Annotated in this window: 17 protein-coding genes; 6 read left to right on the plus strand and 11 right to left on the minus strand. The window is 35.4% G+C overall.

What is annotated here, in order from left to right; all coding sequences use genetic code 11:
- Positions 1–30: 30 nt before the first annotated feature.
- Positions 31–1,386 carry a cyclic 2,3-diphosphoglycerate synthase gene (locus ABY905_RS01915; RefSeq protein ID WP_372639871.1) on the plus strand — a complete coding sequence of 452 codons (1,356 nt, stop codon included), beginning with the start codon at positions 31–33 and terminating at the stop codon, positions 1,384–1,386.
- Positions 1,387–1,443: 57 nt separating this feature from the next.
- Here the strand turns inward: ABY905_RS01915 and ABY905_RS01920 are convergent, their stop codons facing one another.
- Positions 1,444–2,718, minus strand: a complete 1,275-nt coding sequence (locus ABY905_RS01920; protein WP_372639873.1) for a uracil-xanthine permease family protein — start codon at positions 2,716–2,718, stop codon at positions 1,444–1,446.
- A 320-nt stretch (positions 2,719–3,038) separates the two neighbouring features.
- Between ABY905_RS01920 and ABY905_RS01925 the strand changes: the two genes are divergently transcribed.
- On the plus strand, positions 3,039–3,968 hold the full coding sequence (locus ABY905_RS01925; protein ID WP_372639876.1) for a bifunctional riboflavin kinase/FAD synthetase: 930 nt from the start codon (positions 3,039–3,041) through the stop codon (positions 3,966–3,968).
- A gap of 93 nt (positions 3,969–4,061) precedes the next feature.
- Here ABY905_RS01925 and ABY905_RS01930 read toward each other — a convergent pair whose 3' ends face one another.
- Together ABY905_RS01930 and ABY905_RS01935 are read right to left on the minus strand one after the other, a co-directional pair.
- Positions 4,062–6,551, minus strand: coding sequence for a sodium-translocating pyrophosphatase (locus ABY905_RS01930; RefSeq protein ID WP_372639878.1), 2,490 nt, complete (start codon positions 6,549–6,551; stop codon positions 4,062–4,064).
- Between the two features lie 293 nt (positions 6,552–6,844).
- The gene (locus tag ABY905_RS01935) at positions 6,845–7,321 is read right to left on the minus strand and encodes a hypothetical protein (protein ID WP_372639880.1); all 477 of its coding nucleotides are present in this window, start codon (positions 7,319–7,321) and stop codon (positions 6,845–6,847) included.
- A gap of 51 nt (positions 7,322–7,372) precedes the next feature.
- On the opposite strand from ABY905_RS01935, the gene ABY905_RS01940 reads away from it, so the two are divergent.
- The 3 genes from ABY905_RS01940 (at position 7,373) to ABY905_RS01950 (ending at position 8,890) form a co-directional block, all read left to right on the plus strand.
- Positions 7,373–7,786: a hypothetical protein gene (locus tag ABY905_RS01940; RefSeq protein ID WP_372639883.1), complete on the plus strand. Its 414-nt coding sequence runs from the start codon at positions 7,373–7,375 to the stop codon at positions 7,784–7,786.
- Positions 7,787–7,982: 196 nt separating this feature from the next.
- Positions 7,983–8,456, plus strand: coding sequence for a transcription elongation factor GreA (gene greA, locus ABY905_RS01945; protein ID WP_372639885.1), 474 nt, complete (start codon positions 7,983–7,985; stop codon positions 8,454–8,456).
- A 38-nt stretch (positions 8,457–8,494) separates the two neighbouring features.
- Positions 8,495–8,890 (plus strand): HIT family protein, encoded by a 396-nt coding sequence (locus tag ABY905_RS01950; RefSeq protein ID WP_372639887.1) that lies wholly within the window; start codon positions 8,495–8,497, stop codon positions 8,888–8,890.
- A 72-nt stretch (positions 8,891–8,962) separates the two neighbouring features.
- Here the strand turns inward: ABY905_RS01950 and ruvC are convergent, their stop codons facing one another.
- The 7 genes from ruvC to rplU form a co-directional block, all read right to left on the minus strand.
- Complete coding sequence (gene ruvC / locus ABY905_RS01955) at positions 8,963–9,514, minus strand: crossover junction endodeoxyribonuclease RuvC (protein ID WP_372639890.1); 552 nt, start codon at positions 9,512–9,514, stop codon at positions 8,963–8,965.
- Positions 9,511–10,401: a DMT family transporter gene (locus ABY905_RS01960; protein WP_372639892.1), complete on the minus strand. Its 891-nt coding sequence runs from the start codon at positions 10,399–10,401 to the stop codon at positions 9,511–9,513. Before ABY905_RS01960 ends, ruvC begins: the two co-directional genes overlap by 4 nt.
- A 40-nt stretch (positions 10,402–10,441) precedes the next feature.
- The gene (locus ABY905_RS01965) at positions 10,442–10,756 is read right to left on the minus strand and encodes a DUF4286 family protein (protein WP_372639894.1); all 315 of its coding nucleotides are present in this window, start codon (positions 10,754–10,756) and stop codon (positions 10,442–10,444) included.
- Between the two features lie 39 nt (positions 10,757–10,795).
- Positions 10,796–12,613 (minus strand): hypothetical protein, encoded by a 1,818-nt coding sequence (locus ABY905_RS01970; RefSeq protein WP_372639896.1) that lies wholly within the window; start codon positions 12,611–12,613, stop codon positions 10,796–10,798.
- A gap of 210 nt (positions 12,614–12,823) precedes the next feature.
- Positions 12,824–14,098: a serine--tRNA ligase gene (gene serS, locus ABY905_RS01975; RefSeq protein WP_372639898.1), complete on the minus strand. Its 1,275-nt coding sequence runs from the start codon at positions 14,096–14,098 to the stop codon at positions 12,824–12,826.
- Positions 14,099–14,251: 153 nt separating this feature from the next.
- A complete protein-coding gene (rpmA, locus tag ABY905_RS01980; protein WP_372639900.1) occupies positions 14,252–14,512 on the minus strand; it encodes a 50S ribosomal protein L27 in 261 nt (86 codons plus the stop codon).
- 19 nt (positions 14,513–14,531) lie between these two features.
- Positions 14,532–14,843 carry a 50S ribosomal protein L21 gene (gene rplU, locus ABY905_RS01985; protein ID WP_372639902.1) on the minus strand — a complete coding sequence of 104 codons (312 nt, stop codon included), beginning with the start codon at positions 14,841–14,843 and terminating at the stop codon, positions 14,532–14,534.
- Positions 14,844–15,372: 529 nt separating this feature from the next.
- Between rplU and ABY905_RS01990 the strand changes: the two genes are divergently transcribed.
- On the plus strand, positions 15,373–15,969 hold the full coding sequence (locus ABY905_RS01990; RefSeq protein ID WP_372639904.1) for a bifunctional nuclease domain-containing protein: 597 nt from the start codon (positions 15,373–15,375) through the stop codon (positions 15,967–15,969).
- Positions 15,970–16,096: 127 nt separating this feature from the next.
- Here the strand turns inward: ABY905_RS01990 and ABY905_RS01995 are convergent.
- Positions 16,097–16,754 (minus strand): MFS transporter (locus ABY905_RS01995; protein ID WP_372639906.1); only part of this gene is annotated, 658 nt, incomplete at its 5' end.

Here is a 16,754-nt window from a genome sequence, read left to right on the forward strand (position 1 = left end):
GTATTAACTTTTAAAACACGGAGGTTTAACATGGCAATTAAAAAGGTAATTATCATTGGTGCTGCAGGTCGTGATTTTCACAATTTCAACACCTATTTCAGAAACAATCAGGATTATAAGGTTATAGCTTTTACGGCTGCTCAAATTCCCGACATTGATGGGCGTAAGTATCCTGCACAATTAGCGGGTGGTCTTTATCCGGAAGGTATTCCAATTTTTGCAGAAGAGGAATTAACACAACTGATTAAAGTGCACGAAATTGATGATTGTGTCTTCTCTTATTCTGATGTTTCTTATCAGAAAGTGATGAATATGAGTGCTATTGTTAATGCGGCTGGAGCTAATTTTAAATTGTTAGGTCCATCTGATACCATGATTAGAAGTCGTAAACCTGTCATTGCTGTTGTGGCAACTCGTACGGGTTGTGGTAAATCACAAACGTCACGTAAGGTTATTGAAGAATTGATGACTAAAGGATTAAGAGTTATAGCAATTCGTCATCCTATGCCTTATGGCGATTTGGTTGCTCAAAAAGTACAGCGCTTTGCAACTATTGCGGATTTAAAGAAGCATAATTGTACCATTGAGGAAATGGAAGAATATGAACCTCACGTAAGTCGTGGAAATATTATATATGCAGGAGTTGATTATGAAGCTATTATTCGTGCCGCCGAAAATGATCCAGCAGGTTGTGATGTCATTCTTTGGGATGGTGGGAATAATGACTTTTCGTTTTACAAGCCTGACTTAACTATTACGGTAGTCGATCCACACCGACCAGGAGCTGAATTGTCATACTATCCAGGTGAAGTGAATTTACGTCTAGCAGATGTTGTTGTCATTAACAAGATGGATTCTGCATCACCAGAAGGGATACAAACTGTTCGTGAGAGTATAGCAAAAGTTAATCCTAGTGCCGTTGTTGTTGATGCTGCTTCACCTATATTGGTTGATAAACCCGAAATTATAAAGGGTAAACGTGTCCTGATTGTTGAAGATGGGCCCACTTTAACTCATGGTGAAATGAAGATTGGTGCTGGAACAGTAGCCGCTCGGAAGTTTGGTGCATGTGAGGAAGTTGATGCACGTCCATATCTAGTGGGTAAGCTTAAGGAAACTTTCGATATTTATCCAAAAATTGGTAGTATTCTTCCTGCTATGGGGTATTCCGATCAGCAATTGAAAGATTTAGAGGCTACAATAAATGGCTGCGATTGTGATTCTGTGATTATCGGAACACCAATCGATCTGAATCGAATTATTAATATTAAGAAGCCAACGACTCGTGTTTATTACGATTTGGAAGAGATTGGTTATCCTAAACTATCTCATATTATCAATCAATTTGTAAAAAAGCAAGAACTTAGTGGCGAAGCTGTTAATTAAGTTAATGTTTTAGAAAATGAAAAGGGAGTGTATCATGCACTCCCTTTTCTATTTTATCTAATTGTTCAGACTCAATTCCTCATTAGGAATTAAAACCGGAGCAACTTTGACCTTACTACCTTTTATAGCTCTCGATTTATCTGGTAAAATCAGGTTTAGAATAACGCCAACTATTGAAGCTAAACCAATTCCTGCCAATGAGAAGGTACCATATGAAATTTGAGCACCACCAATACCAACAGTTAAGATTATTGAGATAATAACCTGATTTCTTGTTTTGCTAAAGTCAGCTTTGGCATCAATAAGGGTTTTAATACCAATACTAGCAATCATACCGAAAAGAAGAAGCATGATACCTCCTAAGACTGCCTGTGGGATTGTTTTTAAGAAAGCACTTACTTTTCCAATTACTGAAAAAAGAATTGCTGTAATGGCAGCTATTCTCAAAATAACTGGATTCGTAATTTTAGTCAATGCAATAGCACCTGTAACCTCTGAGTAGGTCGTATTTGGTGGTCCACCGAAGAAACCTGCAAAAGCAGTCGCAACACCATCACCTAAAATAGTTCGGTGTAAGCCGGGTTTCTTAACAAATTCTTTATTGGCGACCCCACCAATTGCATACATGTCACCAACATGCTCGATAACCGGAGCAACAGCAACAGGTAGCATATATAGAATAGCTCCCCAAGAAAATTCAGGTCTTACAAATTCAGGTAAAGCAATCCAAGAAGCCTCTTGGATAGGTGTGAAATCAACAGCACCCAATGCGATTGAAAGAATATAACCAATAATGATTCCGCAGAAAATAGGAATTAGTTTCATTATTCCCTTTGCATACACAACAATTAAGACTGCTGTAAGCAGTACAACTGAAGCGATTATCCAATTGGTTTTGGCCATATTCACAGCTACTGGAGCAAGTGAAAGTCCAATAATCATGATAACGGGGCCAACAACTACAGCTGGAAAAATCTTCTCGATTACTCCAAGTCCCCAAACTTTGATGATGCCTGACACAATACCGTAAACAACACCTACAGCAATAAGTCCAGAGAGAGTTCCTGCATATCCGTATAGTTCAGTTGCTGCCACAATTGGAGCGATAAAGGCAAAACTACTGCCTAAAAAAACAGGAACCATACCCTTTGTTATCAAATGAAAGATAAGGGTGCCGACTCCTGCTGTGAATAGTGCTACTGCCGGATCAATACCGACTAAAAGAGGAACGAGAACTGTTGCTCCAAAAGCAACAAATAAAAACTGTACCCCTAATACGATTTTCTTTGCGGGACTTTGGTAGCCCACATCTGAATTTCCTGATGAGATCATTAAAATGGTTTTAATTGTAAAAACAAACTCGGCAAAGATAGTCAGGAAGTGCTGATTCCCAAATATAAATATCTCTCAATATTAAAGTTTTATCCCGCAATGCTTTGCGTAAGGGGAGGGATCGGTTTATCTAAAATGATCTGTTTTGAACTTTTAAGAAATTCTTATGATTATAGACTCTTTTCTTCTTGCCTTGTTAATCACTTGAAGAGGTCTATTCTTCTATAAATTTTTCTACTTTTGTTATTCGAAATTCCTAGACGAGTAAAATCTTAAATTTGTACCCAATATAAATTGGGACTTTAATTTTTAATTAACTGATGAAGGTTCATACTGACTTAAATAATTTTTCTGCCTTAAATCCTGTTGTCACCATTGGTACATTCGATGGGGTGCATCTTGGGCACAAAAAGGTGATTAAACGTCTTCAGGAATTGGCTAAAGATGTTAATGGCGAAACAGTCATATTTACATTCTACCCACATCCACGCTTGGTTTTGAATACCCATCAGGATGAGTTACGCTTGATAAATACTTTAGAGGAGAAGAAAATTCTATTAGAAGCCGCTGGTGTTGATCATCTGGTTGTATACCCCTTTACAAAAGAGTTTTCAAAGCTTTCGTATACCGATTTTGTAGAGAAAATATTAGTTGGACAGATCGGTATGAAGTCTTTGGTTGTTGGTTACGATCACAAATTTGGACACAAACGCAAGGGAACATACGAAGACCTTAAAGTTTATGCTGACCAGCTTAATTTCAATATTGAGCAATTGGATGTTTTAAATGTAGATGCTATAGATATCAGCTCGACTAAGATAAGACAAGCCCTAGCCGAAGGAGATATAGAAACAACAAATAAGTATTTAGGCCACCGCTATTTTATCAAAGGTATAGTTGTTGATGGAAAAAAAATAGGTCATGAAATTGGTTTTCCTACAGCAAATATTGATCCTCAAGAAAGTTATAAGCTAGTACCCAAAGATGGTGTTTATGCTGTAAAGGTGGAGATTGAAGATGTGATATACACAGGTATGTTGAATATTGGCTTTCGTCCTACCGTCAATCATCAAATGGATAACCGTTCAATTGAGGTGAATATTTTTGACTTCGACGAAAATATCTACTATAAGAATATTAGTATTTATTTTTATAAGCGTATTCGAAATGAGCAAATGTTTAAAGGAATAGATGCTTTGAAAGAGCAACTTGTGAAAGATAAAGAAACAGTATTGGAGTTCTTTAAGTAGAAATATATCCAAACTTATAATATAAAAGCCGCTAGATTATTAAAATCTAGCGGCTTTCGTTTTAAATATTGAATTCAGATGATCACCTATGATTTATAGTGCATCACTAGTTTCTAATTTTTTAGAAGTCGGTTTTTCTGTTTTACTAACTGTTTCAGATTCAGTTTTAATTCTCATACCGTAGAATGATCTGTATACAAAGAACAAACCGATAGCTAAGAAAACGACACCAATATAAGGTGCTATATTAGTTGTTCCTGTTTTGTCTGCCTTAACAATGAGTTCAATAGCAATCTCTGAAGCTAGTAGACCAAATAAAGTTGAGAACTTAATTACAGGATTTAGAGCTACTGATGAGGTGTCTTTATACGGATCACCAACTGTATCACCGATGATTGTTGCATCGTGAAGTGGGGTATTCTTCTCTTTTAAATCAACCTCAACTACTTTCTTCGCATTATCCCATGCACCACCAGCATTGGCCATATACATAGCTTGAAATAAGCCGAATATTGCAATGGAAATCAGATAAGAAACAAAGAAATTAGGGCTGAAGAATGCAAAAGCTAAAGTCAAACTTAAGATGACAGCAAAGATATTCCACATACCTGTTTGGGCATATTGAGTACAAATCTTCACAACATTCTTTGAGTCTTCTATGTCTGCTTCCGATTTGGTAAGATCGATGTTCTTTTTTATGTACTCAACAGCACGATAAGCACCAGTTGTAACTGCTTGCATTGATGCACCAGAGAACCAGTAAATAACAGCACCACCAGTAATTAATCCAAGAATTACAGAAGGATCGGTTAGTTCAATTTGCAATAAAGATTCACCGTTAGAAAGAATCGTCTTTTTAAGTAAAAGAATAATCGCAAAAATCATTGTAGTTGCACCAATAACAGCAGTTCCAATTAATACAGGCTTAGCTGTTGCTTTAAAGGTATTTCCAGCTGAGTCATTTTCTTCCAGATTATGCTTTCCAGTTATAAAATTAGGTTCAAAACCAAAATCCTTTTTAATCTCTTCTTTAATATTAGGGATTTTTTGAATTTGAGAAAGTTCAAATACAGATTGCGCATTATCGGTTACAGGACCGTAACTATCAACAGCAATGGTAACAGGTCCCATTCCCAGGAATCCAAAAGCAACTAAACCAAAGGCAAAAATAGCAGGATATTCTCCAAATAGACTTAAATCCTGAACAATATAGAAAGACATAGCCATCAGAGCCATCATGACCATTCCTTTCCAGAAAGCAGAGAAATTACCAGCTACCATTCCTGATAAGATAGTTAAAGAGGCACCCCCTTCGCGGGAAGCAATCACAACTTCTTGCACGTGACGCGATTTAGAGCTGGTAAATGCCTTAGTTAATTCAGGGATAATTGCCGCAGCCAGTGTTCCACAAGAAATAATGCTGGATAATTTCCACCATAGGCCTTCAGGTAGGTCGTTGATTAAAGCATAACTTAATGCATAGGTAACAACTATGGATACAATTGATGTAATCCAAACCAACGAAGTTAAAGGAGATTCAAAATCAAAATGTTCTTCTTTAGCAAAGCGTATTTTTGCAATGGCCTGATTGATTAGATATGAGAAAACTGAGGTGAAAATCATTAAGACACGCATGGCAAAAATCCATACAATAAGAGTTGATGCAAATTCAACATTAGGAATTATTCCTGTTTCACCAAACATTAGGATAATGAATGTGATAAGAGCAACACCTGTTACACCATAAGTCTCAAAACCATCAGCAGTAGGACCAACGCTATCACCAGCATTGTCACCTGTACAGTCAGCAATTACACCTGGGTTACGTGGATCATCTTCATCAATTTTGAAAACAATTTTCATCAAGTCGGCCCCAATGTCAGCAATCTTAGTAAAGATACCCCCTGCAATTCTCAAGGCAGCTGCCCCTAAAGATTCACCAATTGCAAAACCAATAAAACAAGCTCCAGCGCTCTCGCCTGGAATAAAAAGAAGGATGGCAATCATCATAATCAGCTCAACGCAGATTAAAAGAAGACCTACACTCATTCCTGCTTGTAAAGGAATTGACATCACATCGAAAGGTAGTTTCTTAAGAGCTGCAAATGAGGTTCTACTATTTGCATAAGTGTTAATACGAATACCAAACCAAGCAACACCATAGGATCCTAAAATACCAAGTACAGTCCAAAGTAGAATGAGCATTGTTTTAGGAACTGACATGTGCGCCAAGGCAAGGAAGTAATATGAAATGGCAACGCCAATAATGGCAAACAAGATAATTAGAAACTTACCTTGTTGTAATAAATAGGTCTTACAGGTTTCGTAAATAATGTTTGAAACCTTTGCCATAGAATGATGCACAGGTAATTTCTTGATTTTATTGAATTGTACCATTCCGAATAAAAGGCCCAAGACAATAACGACAATACCATAAAGAAGTAGGTCCCATCCATTAACTCCACCAAGTCCATTAAAGACAGATTGCCTTAAGTTTGGCACGACCAGATCTGCTTCGCTGGCAAAACTGTTTATTGGAGCCAGAAGAAGGGCCAATACAGGTAGTAATAATAATTTTCTCATAGGTTTTCAGTTAGATTTTTTTTTTGAGTAGCGACTGAAAATATGCAATATTACTATGGACTACAAGATGTTTTTGTGAAAATTATGGCAAGCAGAAAATTTTGTTGATTTGCTTTGTGTTCTGATTTTTATATCTTTAGTATGTGAAGATTAGTTTTTTAACTAAGGTGTCTTTTTTTCTTCAATCTTCAGATTTTATTTTCTAGCTTGTGATTATAATTAGATTTCGAATTTACTAAACAGTTTTGTGTTTTTAAATTGGAGTGATTGTAATTCTTTATTTACTGCGTGATCTAATTTGTAACACGAATTTCTTTGGTTTCGGAATTGTATATGACTTTGTAATTTCTCAAGGAATACTTTGCAGGCCCTTTATGAATCTGACCTCCGCTTAGAAAAACAAATTCACTCTCGCAGATAGGGCAAATGCCAAGGAGATCATTTTCTTTACTGACTTCAATGTGTTCTTCAGAGTTAACATCAAGAGTACAGGTTGCATCCATAGCAATAAAGCCATCTCCAGTATTTACTATATAAATACCATGGTTTCCATATCCAGCAGAAGAATTAAACCCATCTTCAGAATCAAAATAGATACCTGTTCCAATTTTTTCTAATTCTTGGTGCCAAATTCTATTAGTTTGAAAATTAATTCGAGTATATGGAACAATTTCATTAATGTTGGTAGAATCCTTGCTACAAGAAGAAAAAGAAGTTAATATCAGTATGAATAGGAAAAAATAATGTAAATTTGATTGTCTTGATTTCATGGAAGTTCACTTTTTTGATCGGGCTTAAAAATAAGAATTAATAATTCAAGTATGGACGATAATTGGGGAAATATACTCTATCTCATTTTAATGGCCTTGTTTGTTATAGTAGGAGCTCTTAAGAAAAAGAAGAAACCAGAAAATTTTGAGAGTACTGCAGGTGAAAGGGCTGAAGATGAAATGCCAGTTGGCATTGAGAATCTATTTGATACAATATTAGGAGCAAATACTTTTACTCCACAGGCGGAACATCCTTATCAAATGATGCAAGATGAATTTGTAGACGAAGAGGATGACGCATTACCAAGTTTTGAACCGACAGTTGAATCAAAGAGGTTTAACTCTCCTAAAGAAGTTGTTGTAGAGAAGTTAATAGAGGATGAGGAAGATATTGAAGAAAATGAGGAGTTTAATTGGAGACAAGCTATAATTTACAAGGAAATATTGGATAGGAAGTATATCTAATTAAGTTTTTTAGTACTTTTATATCAGTGCCAATTCATTATAGTGAGGGTGTATTTAATTTAAATGTATATATTTGCACCTGAAAGAGTTCCGCGATGCAGGGATTCTTTTTTGTTTTTATATCAAGTGAGCAATATATGGCTAAATTGGTATAATAAGATAAAATAAACGATAGAAAAAAATAATAGGAGGATTTATGTCTAAATATTCATACATAACCGCAGAAGGTTTAAAAAAATTACAAGCAGAATTAAAGCATTTAGAGACTTTTGAGCGTCCTGAAATTTCCAGACAAATTGGAGAAGCTATTGATAAGGGTGACTTGTCAGAAAATGCGGAATACGATGCTGCAAAAGAAGCTCAAGGATTACTTGAAGCTAAGATTTCACAATTAAGAACGATTGTGGCAAATAGTCGTATCATCGATGAGAGTAAAATTGATACGTCTAAAGTTCAGATGTTGAATAAAGTGACTATTAAAAATCAAAAGAATGGTGCTGTTATGACCTATACTTTGGTGTCTGAAACTGAGGCTGACTTTAAGCAAGGTAAGTTGTCTATCAACACGCCTATAGCTAAAGGTTTAATTGGTAAGGTTATTGGCGATGTGGTTGAAATTACTGTGCCTAATGGTGTTATCCCTTTTGAGATTGTCGATATAACAATGTAATTTGTATCTTTTTAAGGATTAAATAAAAAATAAGAGCTATGTCAACACTTTTCACCAAGATTGTAAATGGCGAAATTCCTTGCCATAAGATTGCAGAAGACGATCAGTATTTTGCTTTTCTGGATATTAGTCCATTGGCAATGGGACATACCCTTGTGATTCCTAAGGCAGAAGTCAACTACATTTTTGATTTGGAAGATGAAGTTTTAGCTGGATTGAATATCTTTGCTAAACGTGTGGCTAAAGCTGTTGAGAAATCAATAAAATGTAAGCGAATTGGTGTAGCCGTTATCGGTCTTGAAGTGCCACATACACATATTCACTTGGTGCCTTTGAACGCGATTGGAGATTTGAGTTTCTCAAATCCTAAATTAAGCCCTTCTCAAGATGAACTGGCTGAAGTTGCTGAGAAAATTCGTAAGAACTTTGAGTAAACAAACCTAGATGGTTTTATAGATACTTTTAGCCGCCAATGTGCGGCTATTTTTATGGCCAAATTCTAGATTTCACTTAACTCTTTCAGGATTTTTATTGATAAAGTCAGACCATGAGTTGGACTTTTTTGATCCTAATATTGGATTAGCCTGAAAGAAATGACAGAGAGCAATTGCAATAGCATCTGTTTCGTCAGAACTAGTGGGGAAGTTAGGAATATTAAAGTAGCGCTCCATTATGGTTGCCATTTGTTCCTTGGAGGCGGTTCCTGTTCCAGTTACAGACAATTTTATTTTTTTAGGAGCATATTCTGTAATTGGAATATCACGTTGCAAAGCAGCAGCAATACATACACCTTGCGCACGCCCAAGTTTTAGCATGGATTGAACATTCTTACCAAAAAATTGCGATTCAATAGCTAATTCATCAGGTTGATATTCATCAATTACTTGAAGAGTTCGCCTGAAAATTCGTTGAAGTTTTAAATAAGGATCACCAAGTTTTTTAAGATCCAGAGTGCCCGAAATTAAAATTACAGGTTTTTTTTCAACGACTTTAAGCAAGGCATACCCCATGCAATTTGTACCTGGGTCAATCCCCATAATAATTCTATCGTTGCTCAAACCTTTTGTTTTTTAGTTGTGATTTTTTGAAGAAGGATGCCTGTTACTATGATAGCGAGGCCTACCCATGTGCTAAGATATATAGTTTCTCCGATAAATAGGTTAATCAGAAAAAGGGAAATGAATGGGCTTATGAAGACTAAATTCCCAATCTTATCTGTGCTTATTGAAAGTTTCATGGCTCTGAGCCAAAATATATAGGCTATGCCACATTCAACCAATCCAATATAAATTGCAGCTCCAAGACTTTTGTAATCTGGCCAATTGAATTCACCCAAAATAAATAAAGCGATGAGGCTATAGATCGCTCCAAAAAGAAAATTTAAGAATAGCTTGTGAAGATCTTTACGATTATCTTTTGTGTTGAAAATCCAAAATAAAGCCCAAATAATTGAACTGCCAAGAGCCAAGATAATTCCCCAGGAGTTGGGTGTTTCTATACTTGTAAAAGAACCCTTGTTGGCTATAATAACAACACCTATAAAGCTTAGGAGAATGCAGGCAATACTTTTTATCCCGATTTTTTGTTTCAGAAGTGGGATAGAGAGTAGAACAAGCGTAATGGGCCAAATATAATTTAAACTCAGTGCTAATTGGGCCGATAGTAAAGAATAGGCTTTTAGTAGAATAAAGTAGTAAAGAAAAGGGTTGAGAAAGCCTAATAGAGCGGAATGAAGTAATTCTGATTTAGGCGTTCTCAAAGCTATCTTTAAATCTCCTTTAGAAAAGAGGATTAAGGCAATAAAGATCATAGCAACCATCGCTGAAATAGCCAATAGATGGACATAGTTCATCCCCCTAAGGGCAATTTTAAAAGCTGTTGCAACGGTCGACCATGATAAGATTGCTGACAGAGCAAAAATATAGGCTTGTGTTTGTTTCTTCAAAATTCAGGTTTTGAATTGATATGTGATCTTTTGCAATAATCTAGTGATTTACGCCATGCTCAAACATAGTCGATGAAAAGGTCAGGATATTTGTTTGAAACTTTGCTATAAATATAGCTAAACATCTTGGTTCAAAATCTTCACGATATTTATCAAGTTGGGCTTTATTTTTGAAGAAAAGCTGTAAAGAATAAGTTTGACTGCCATCTTCTTGTTGCACCATCACTTTAGAAAAATAATTTTGTGAGAAAGTTCCGGTTTCTTTAACTAATGGAATGAATTTGTCTGTCATCCATTTGCAAAAATCGTGTTCAATTGTGCTGTGAAGGATGTAACTTGTGTTGTAAATAATCATTGTAAGTTGGTTTATATAGTCTGATATTATTCGACGTGTTTATTGTGAGTTTGCATTCCTGATCGTTGTGTAATGTTCTCGAGCCTCTATTGAATAGATGCTCTCAGGATAATCTACAATTATTTTTTTATAGTTGATTCCACTCTCACTTATTCTATTTTGAAGCTCAAATAGTTTAGCTTGTTTGTAGAGAGCTTTTGCAGCAAGATTTTCGTATGGATGTTCTTTGATGATAATATCTAATTGGTCAATAGCCTCTTGATACCCTTGCTGCGAATTGTGTATTTCATAGATTCTGTAATGTACTTCGTCGCTTAGGCTGTGTCCAGGAAAAGCTGTGAAGAAGCCATTTAGTTTGACCTTCGCAGAGTCTAATTTATTCTGAAAAATCAGGAAGTCAGCTTCGGCAAAATATTTCATTGCTGAGTATGTAGAATCCAGAGTCGTGTTGTCAGAAATTAGCAGAGCTAAGTCTAAGGCATCGTTGGCTACTAATTTGGATGTACTTCCTTTTAAAACATTTAATTGAGCTTTTGCCCAATCGAGTTCTCCCAGATAATAGGATACTTTAGCTTTTTTAAGTTTGGCTTCGTATCCTATAGGGTTGTTTTTATTTTTTTGTTCAATTTGGGAATAGAGAAGTATAGCATCCCATTTTTTATTGTCGAGTAAAGTGATATCTGCTAATTCTAGTTTGATATTTGCCTTATCGCTCTGTTTAATATTGCGTACCTCTAAAGCTGTATTCAGTAGACTTGTGGCCTTTCCAATTGCTTTCAATTTAAAAGCACTTAGGTTTGCAAAACGAATCAATGTGTGTATTGACTGATTGATATCTTTTATACTTTTAAAATAGCTTGTGTAAGCTTCAGAAAGAGCTTGCCAATCATTCAACTTGGTGTCAATATTTGATTCAAGTGAGAGGTGTATACTTTCTAGTTCCCCTATCAGGGCATTGTTGTAGTATTTCGATTCTGATCCTTTTTCAACGACTAGTTTGTAGCACTTTTGAGCGATTAGATAATCCTTATTGTCGCTTGCAATCTTGGCAAGATACATCAATTTTTCACCGCCATTGTTTTTAATGAGATCAATAGATTGAGCAAGTGACAAAGCTAAATCAAATTGTTTTTTCTGAGTGTAATACCACAGTAGTAATTCTTTAAAAACTAAGTTATTCTTGCTGTTTTGAACCTGGCTTATCAGTTTTGATTTTAGAATTTGATTTAAGTCAGAATTGATATCTTGAGATAGAGCAGATTGCAACTGATTCTGAATTTGCTGAAGTTTTTCAGGTGTAACAGTTAAGGCTATCATATACTCATCAAGCATCTGCCTGAAATTGCGTTGCGACATCAGAATGTTGGCAATTTCGAAATGGAACAAGTGTTCTTGCTTTAAAATCTGACGCCCCTGTTCATAAGTTTTTATCGCAAGCTCATGCTCACCTTTCCCTCGTAAAGCATTGGCAACCGTAATAAATTCTCTTTTGTTCGGAATAATACTTTCAATGGTTTTGTTGTATTGCTTTTGGGCTTTATCAACTTCGCCTGAAATTTTATAAATATATCCTAATTCTATTTGGAAAACTCTGTCATTAGGATAACTCCGAATTTCTTTTTTTACAGCTTTTTCAGCTTTCTTATAGTTTTCCAGTTTAAGTAAGCAGGTAATATAGGAAGTGAAGTATGACTTCGATTTGGATGTTTGATAAAGCTCATTGAAAATACCAGAGGCAGCTTCGTATTCTTTATCTCTATAGTAGCGATAAGCCAATTGGCTATTTCTTTCTTGTGCAAACGCCAAGGAAGGAATTAGCATACTTAGAATCAGGAGATATAATGAATGCTTTTTCATGTGTTTATAATTTCATTTTATGGTCACATGGAAGTCGCCATAATAAACATTTTTCTCTATTAAATATATTAGCGTGGCTCATTTCAAAAGATAGAAATAAGTTGGCTTAAAGTACTTGCTGTTGAAACTTGCTTAATCAAAAATATAAAAACCCGAGAGAAATCCCTCGGGTTTTGAATGGTATATCAAATTCAATTGCTTGAATTGTATTTAGTCAATCATATCGAATCCTGTATATGGGATCAAAGCTTTAGGAATTCTGATACCTTCAGCACACTGATTGTTCTCCAATAGAGCAGCAACCATTCTTGGTAAAGCCAATGCAGAACCGTTTAATGTGTGTGCCAATTGGGTTTTCTTTTCGTTCTTTTCTTTAAAACGTAATTTCAAACGATTAGCTTGGTACGATTCAAAGTTTGATACAGAACTTACTTCAAGCCATTTGTCTTGACCTGCTGAGTAAACTTCGAAATCGAATGTTAAGGCAGCAGTAAAACTCGTATCGCCACCGCATAAACGTAGTAAACGGTATGGTAATTCCAATTTCTTGATGATACTCTCAACATGAGCAACCATTACATCCAGGGCTTCGTATGATTTGTCAGGATGCTGTAATTGAACAATCTCAACCTTATCAAATTGGTGTAGACGATTTAAACCACGAACATCACTTCCATAAGAGCCAGCCTCACGACGGAAACAAGCTGAATAAGCTGTGTTTTTAATAGGGAAATCTTCAGCTTTCAAAATGACATCACGGTAGATGTTTGTTACTGGAACCTCAGCAGTAGGAATCAAATACAAGTTATCTTCTGTGGCATGATACATTTGTCCGTCCTTATCAGGAAGTTGTCCTGTGCCATAAGCTGAAGCTTCATTTACCAATAAGGGAGGAATAACTTCTTCGTATCCAGCTTTGCGATTCTCATCAAGGAAAAAGTTGATTAAAGCTCGTTGGAAAATTGCGCCCTTACCTCTGTATAGAGGGAATCCTGCACCAGTGATTTTATTACCTAGTTCAAAATCGATGATATTATATTTCTTTGCCAATTCCCAATGAGGTATAGCACCTTCATACAAGTTTGGCATTTCACCTTCTGTTCTTTCAATCACATTCTCCTCTTCACCTTTACCAGCAGGTACCGATGGGTGAGGGATATTAGGAATTTTAAGAAGTAAGTCATTCAAATCGGCAATTGAAACATTCATTTCAGTATTCAATTGCGAGATACCTTCTTTAAGCTCACCTGTTTTAGCTTTGGCAGAATTAGCTTCTTCTACTTTTCCTGATTTAAATAGTATGCCAATTTCTTTCGAGAGGCTATTCATTTCAGCTTGAGTATTATCCAGCTTGGCTTGAGTCGTTTTTCTTTTGTCATCCAACTCAATAACCTGATCGATAATCTGAGTGGCATCGAAATTCTTTATGCTTAAAGCCTTGATGGCTTCTTCTTTATTCTCCTGTAAGTATTTCAGACTTAGCATGTGATATCTATTGAAGATGATTATTCTTGATTCATATGGAACTCGTTATGAGTACCTAGAGATTTTTTACTAACGAGTGGTAAAAATAAAAAAATCTCCTGTCTTTACATGAAATAAAGAGAGGAGATTTAAATATTTTAAATGCTAAATAATTTATTCAGCAAGAGGTTGAATAGAAACGTAAGATTTGTTGTCTCTTTTCTTTTTGAAAATCACAGTACCAGCAACTAATGCAAATAAAGTGTGATCTTTACCACAACCCATGTTTTCGCCTGGATTATGCTTTGTTCCTCTTTGGCGTACAATAATACTACCAGCTTTGGCAGCTTGTCCACCGTAAATTTTTACGCCTAATCGCTTACTTTCGGATTCTCTACCGTTTCGTGAACTACCGGCTCCTTTTTTATGTGCCATTTTTAGATATTTTTAAGGATTAAGCAAAGATTTCTTGAATCTGAATTTGTGATAAGTTCTGACGGTGACCGTTCAGTTTTCTGTATCCTTTTCTTCTCTTCTTCTTGAATACTAAAACCTTATCAGCTCTCAAGTGAGAGATTACTGTTGCGCTTACTTTAGCACCTTCAATAGTTGGAGCTCCAACTACTACTTCGCCATCTTTGTCTAACAAAAGAACTTTGGCAAATTCTACTTGTCCACCTTCTTCAGTTTGAAGTCTATGAACAAAAATCTTTTGGTCTTTCTCAACTTTGAATTGCTGACCAGCGATTTCTACAATTGCGTACATTATTCTACAATTTTCGGTTTATTCCTGAAGGTGGGTGTTTTAATACATTTAAAACAACCTCTTTTCGAACCCCCAAGGGAAATGTTTTCGGACTGCAAAAATAGAAAACAATAATTGATAAACAAAGTTTTAAAGAAAAAAACATTAGGAATGAAATCAACCTTAATAGAAAATCATTCAGTTGTTTATCATTAATTCATTTTTTGCCTATAAAGTTGGAATTTGTGAAAGTTTTAAGATGATATCTCAAGGTTATACTAGTGGTCGGTTGAGTTTAAGTTTAAATTTAGTAAATTGCTATATGTATTTAGTCTAAGTCGAACCCGTCTCAATATAAATTTTTAATATAAAATGAGATTATAGTTTTCATAAAGAGAAAGATCAATGGAGCTTATAATATAGGTACAAAACTTATAAAACAATTTATATATTTGTTGATATTATTGATTTGTAACAGTTTTGAGTTATTTGTATAAGGTTCGATTTATTGAATTGTTTTCAGAATTTGTATTGAAATTAGGAATTACACATGAGGAAAGTCAAATTAAATATACTTGGATTATCGTATAGTCAAACACAAACAGGAGCCTATGCTTTGGTGCTTGCTGAGGAAGATGGCAACAGAAGGATTCCTATTATTATAGGTGGGGTAGAGGCTCAAGCAATTGCTATTCAGCTGGAGGAATTAGAACCTCCTCGTCCGCTGACACATGATTTGTTTAAAAGTTTTGCTATTGCTTTCTCAATTAAAATTGTTGAGGTCAATATATATCGTTTACATGAAGGGATTTTTTACTCAGAGTTGATTTGTGAGAGTGGGAATAATCGAGTACGAATAGATTCCAGAACCTCAGATGCAGTGGCTATTGCTCTCCGATTTAAATGCCCAATTTTTACAAGCGAAGAAATTATAGAAAAAGCTGGAATTACTCTAAGCATTGAAGGAGAAAGTGATGATTCTAAAATTGCTCCTGTTAAGGATGTTAAATCTTCACATGAATATCGTAAGTCAAATCCTTTTGAAGGTTATTCAAAGTCCCAGCTACAGGATATGCTTGATGCTGCTATAAATAATGAAGATTACGAAAAAGCCTCACAAATTCGTGATGAATTGGAGAGACGCTAGAGTAAATACCGTATTTCTCAAATAAACAAAACCTGAAAGATAGAACTTAACCAGTTCATATTCTTTCAGGTTTTGTAGTTAGTTGGAAAAGGGCTTAGTCAGCTCTTATCAAAGAATTATTTTTTTATTAATGAATTATTTGTTCAATCGCTTCAGGATTGTGTTTGTGTTTAAACAATATTGCAAAGAATATTGCAATGACAAATGAATAAATTGCAAAAGTGTTCCAAATATCCATCCAAATAAAATCACCTTGACTACTAGTAAAGAATTTTCCAATCATGATTCCACTCACCCATGATCCGAAGATGGCTCCAAATCCATTGGTCATCATCATGAATAGGCCTTGTGCACTAGATCGTATATTTGAATCACATTGGGTCTCAACAAATAGTGAACCCGAAATATTGAAGAAATCGAAGGCCATGCCATAAATTATGCATGATAAAATAATCATCCAGAGCCCTCCAGATGGGTCTCCATAGGCAAATAAGGCAAATCGTAGCACCCATGCAAACATACTTATTAGCATCACCTGTTTAATACCAAATCTCTTTAAGAAGAATGGAATGGCAAGAATGAATAAGGTTTCCGATATCTGGGATATAGACATGATGATTGTTGAATATTTTACAACAAAAGAGTCAGCATACTGTGGCACTTTTTCGAATTCAGATAAGAATCTGTCACCATACATATTAGTTAGCTGCAAAGCGGCTCCAAGAAACATAGAGAAAATGAAGAATAGAGCCATCTTATAGTTTTTGAACAATTTAAATGCGTTC

The sequence above is a fragment of the Ancylomarina sp. genome, from assembly GCF_041555295.1.
Classification (GTDB): domain Bacteria; phylum Bacteroidota; class Bacteroidia; order Bacteroidales; family Marinifilaceae; genus Ancylomarina.

What these genes read in the sequence shown, in the direction of transcription:
- ABY905_RS01930 (WP_372639878.1), bottom strand. Translation starts at nt 6,551, where the DNA reads ATGAGAAAATTATTATTACTACCTGTATTGGCCCTTCTTCTGGCTCCA.
- greA (WP_372639885.1), top strand. Translation starts at nt 7,983, where the DNA reads ATGTCTAAATATTCATACATAACCGCAGAAGGTTTAAAAAAATTACAA.
- ABY905_RS01940 (WP_372639883.1), top strand. Translation starts at nt 7,373, where the DNA reads ATGGACGATAATTGGGGAAATATACTCTATCTCATTTTAATGGCCTTG.
- ABY905_RS01915 (WP_372639871.1), top strand. Translation starts at nt 31, where the DNA reads ATGGCAATTAAAAAGGTAATTATCATTGGTGCTGCAGGTCGTGATTTT.
- ABY905_RS01970 (WP_372639896.1), bottom strand. Translation starts at nt 12,613, where the DNA reads ATGAAAAAGCATTCATTATATCTCCTGATTCTAAGTATGCTAATTCCT.
- ABY905_RS01925 (WP_372639876.1), top strand. Translation starts at nt 3,039, where the DNA reads ATGAAGGTTCATACTGACTTAAATAATTTTTCTGCCTTAAATCCTGTT.
- ABY905_RS01990 (WP_372639904.1), top strand. Translation starts at nt 15,373, where the DNA reads ATGAGGAAAGTCAAATTAAATATACTTGGATTATCGTATAGTCAAACA.
- ABY905_RS01920 (WP_372639873.1), bottom strand. Translation starts at nt 2,718, where the DNA reads ATGATCTCATCAGGAAATTCAGATGTGGGCTACCAAAGTCCCGCAAAG.
- ABY905_RS01935 (WP_372639880.1), bottom strand. Translation starts at nt 7,321, where the DNA reads ATGAAATCAAGACAATCAAATTTACATTATTTTTTCCTATTCATACTG.
- rplU (WP_372639902.1), bottom strand. Translation starts at nt 14,843, where the DNA reads ATGTACGCAATTGTAGAAATCGCTGGTCAGCAATTCAAAGTTGAGAAA.
- rpmA (WP_372639900.1), bottom strand. Translation starts at nt 14,512, where the DNA reads ATGGCACATAAAAAAGGAGCCGGTAGTTCACGAAACGGTAGAGAATCC.
- ABY905_RS01965 (WP_372639894.1), bottom strand. Translation starts at nt 10,756, where the DNA reads ATGATTATTTACAACACAAGTTACATCCTTCACAGCACAATTGAACAC.
- ABY905_RS01950 (WP_372639887.1), top strand. Translation starts at nt 8,495, where the DNA reads ATGTCAACACTTTTCACCAAGATTGTAAATGGCGAAATTCCTTGCCAT.
- serS (WP_372639898.1), bottom strand. Translation starts at nt 14,098, where the DNA reads ATGCTAAGTCTGAAATACTTACAGGAGAATAAAGAAGAAGCCATCAAG.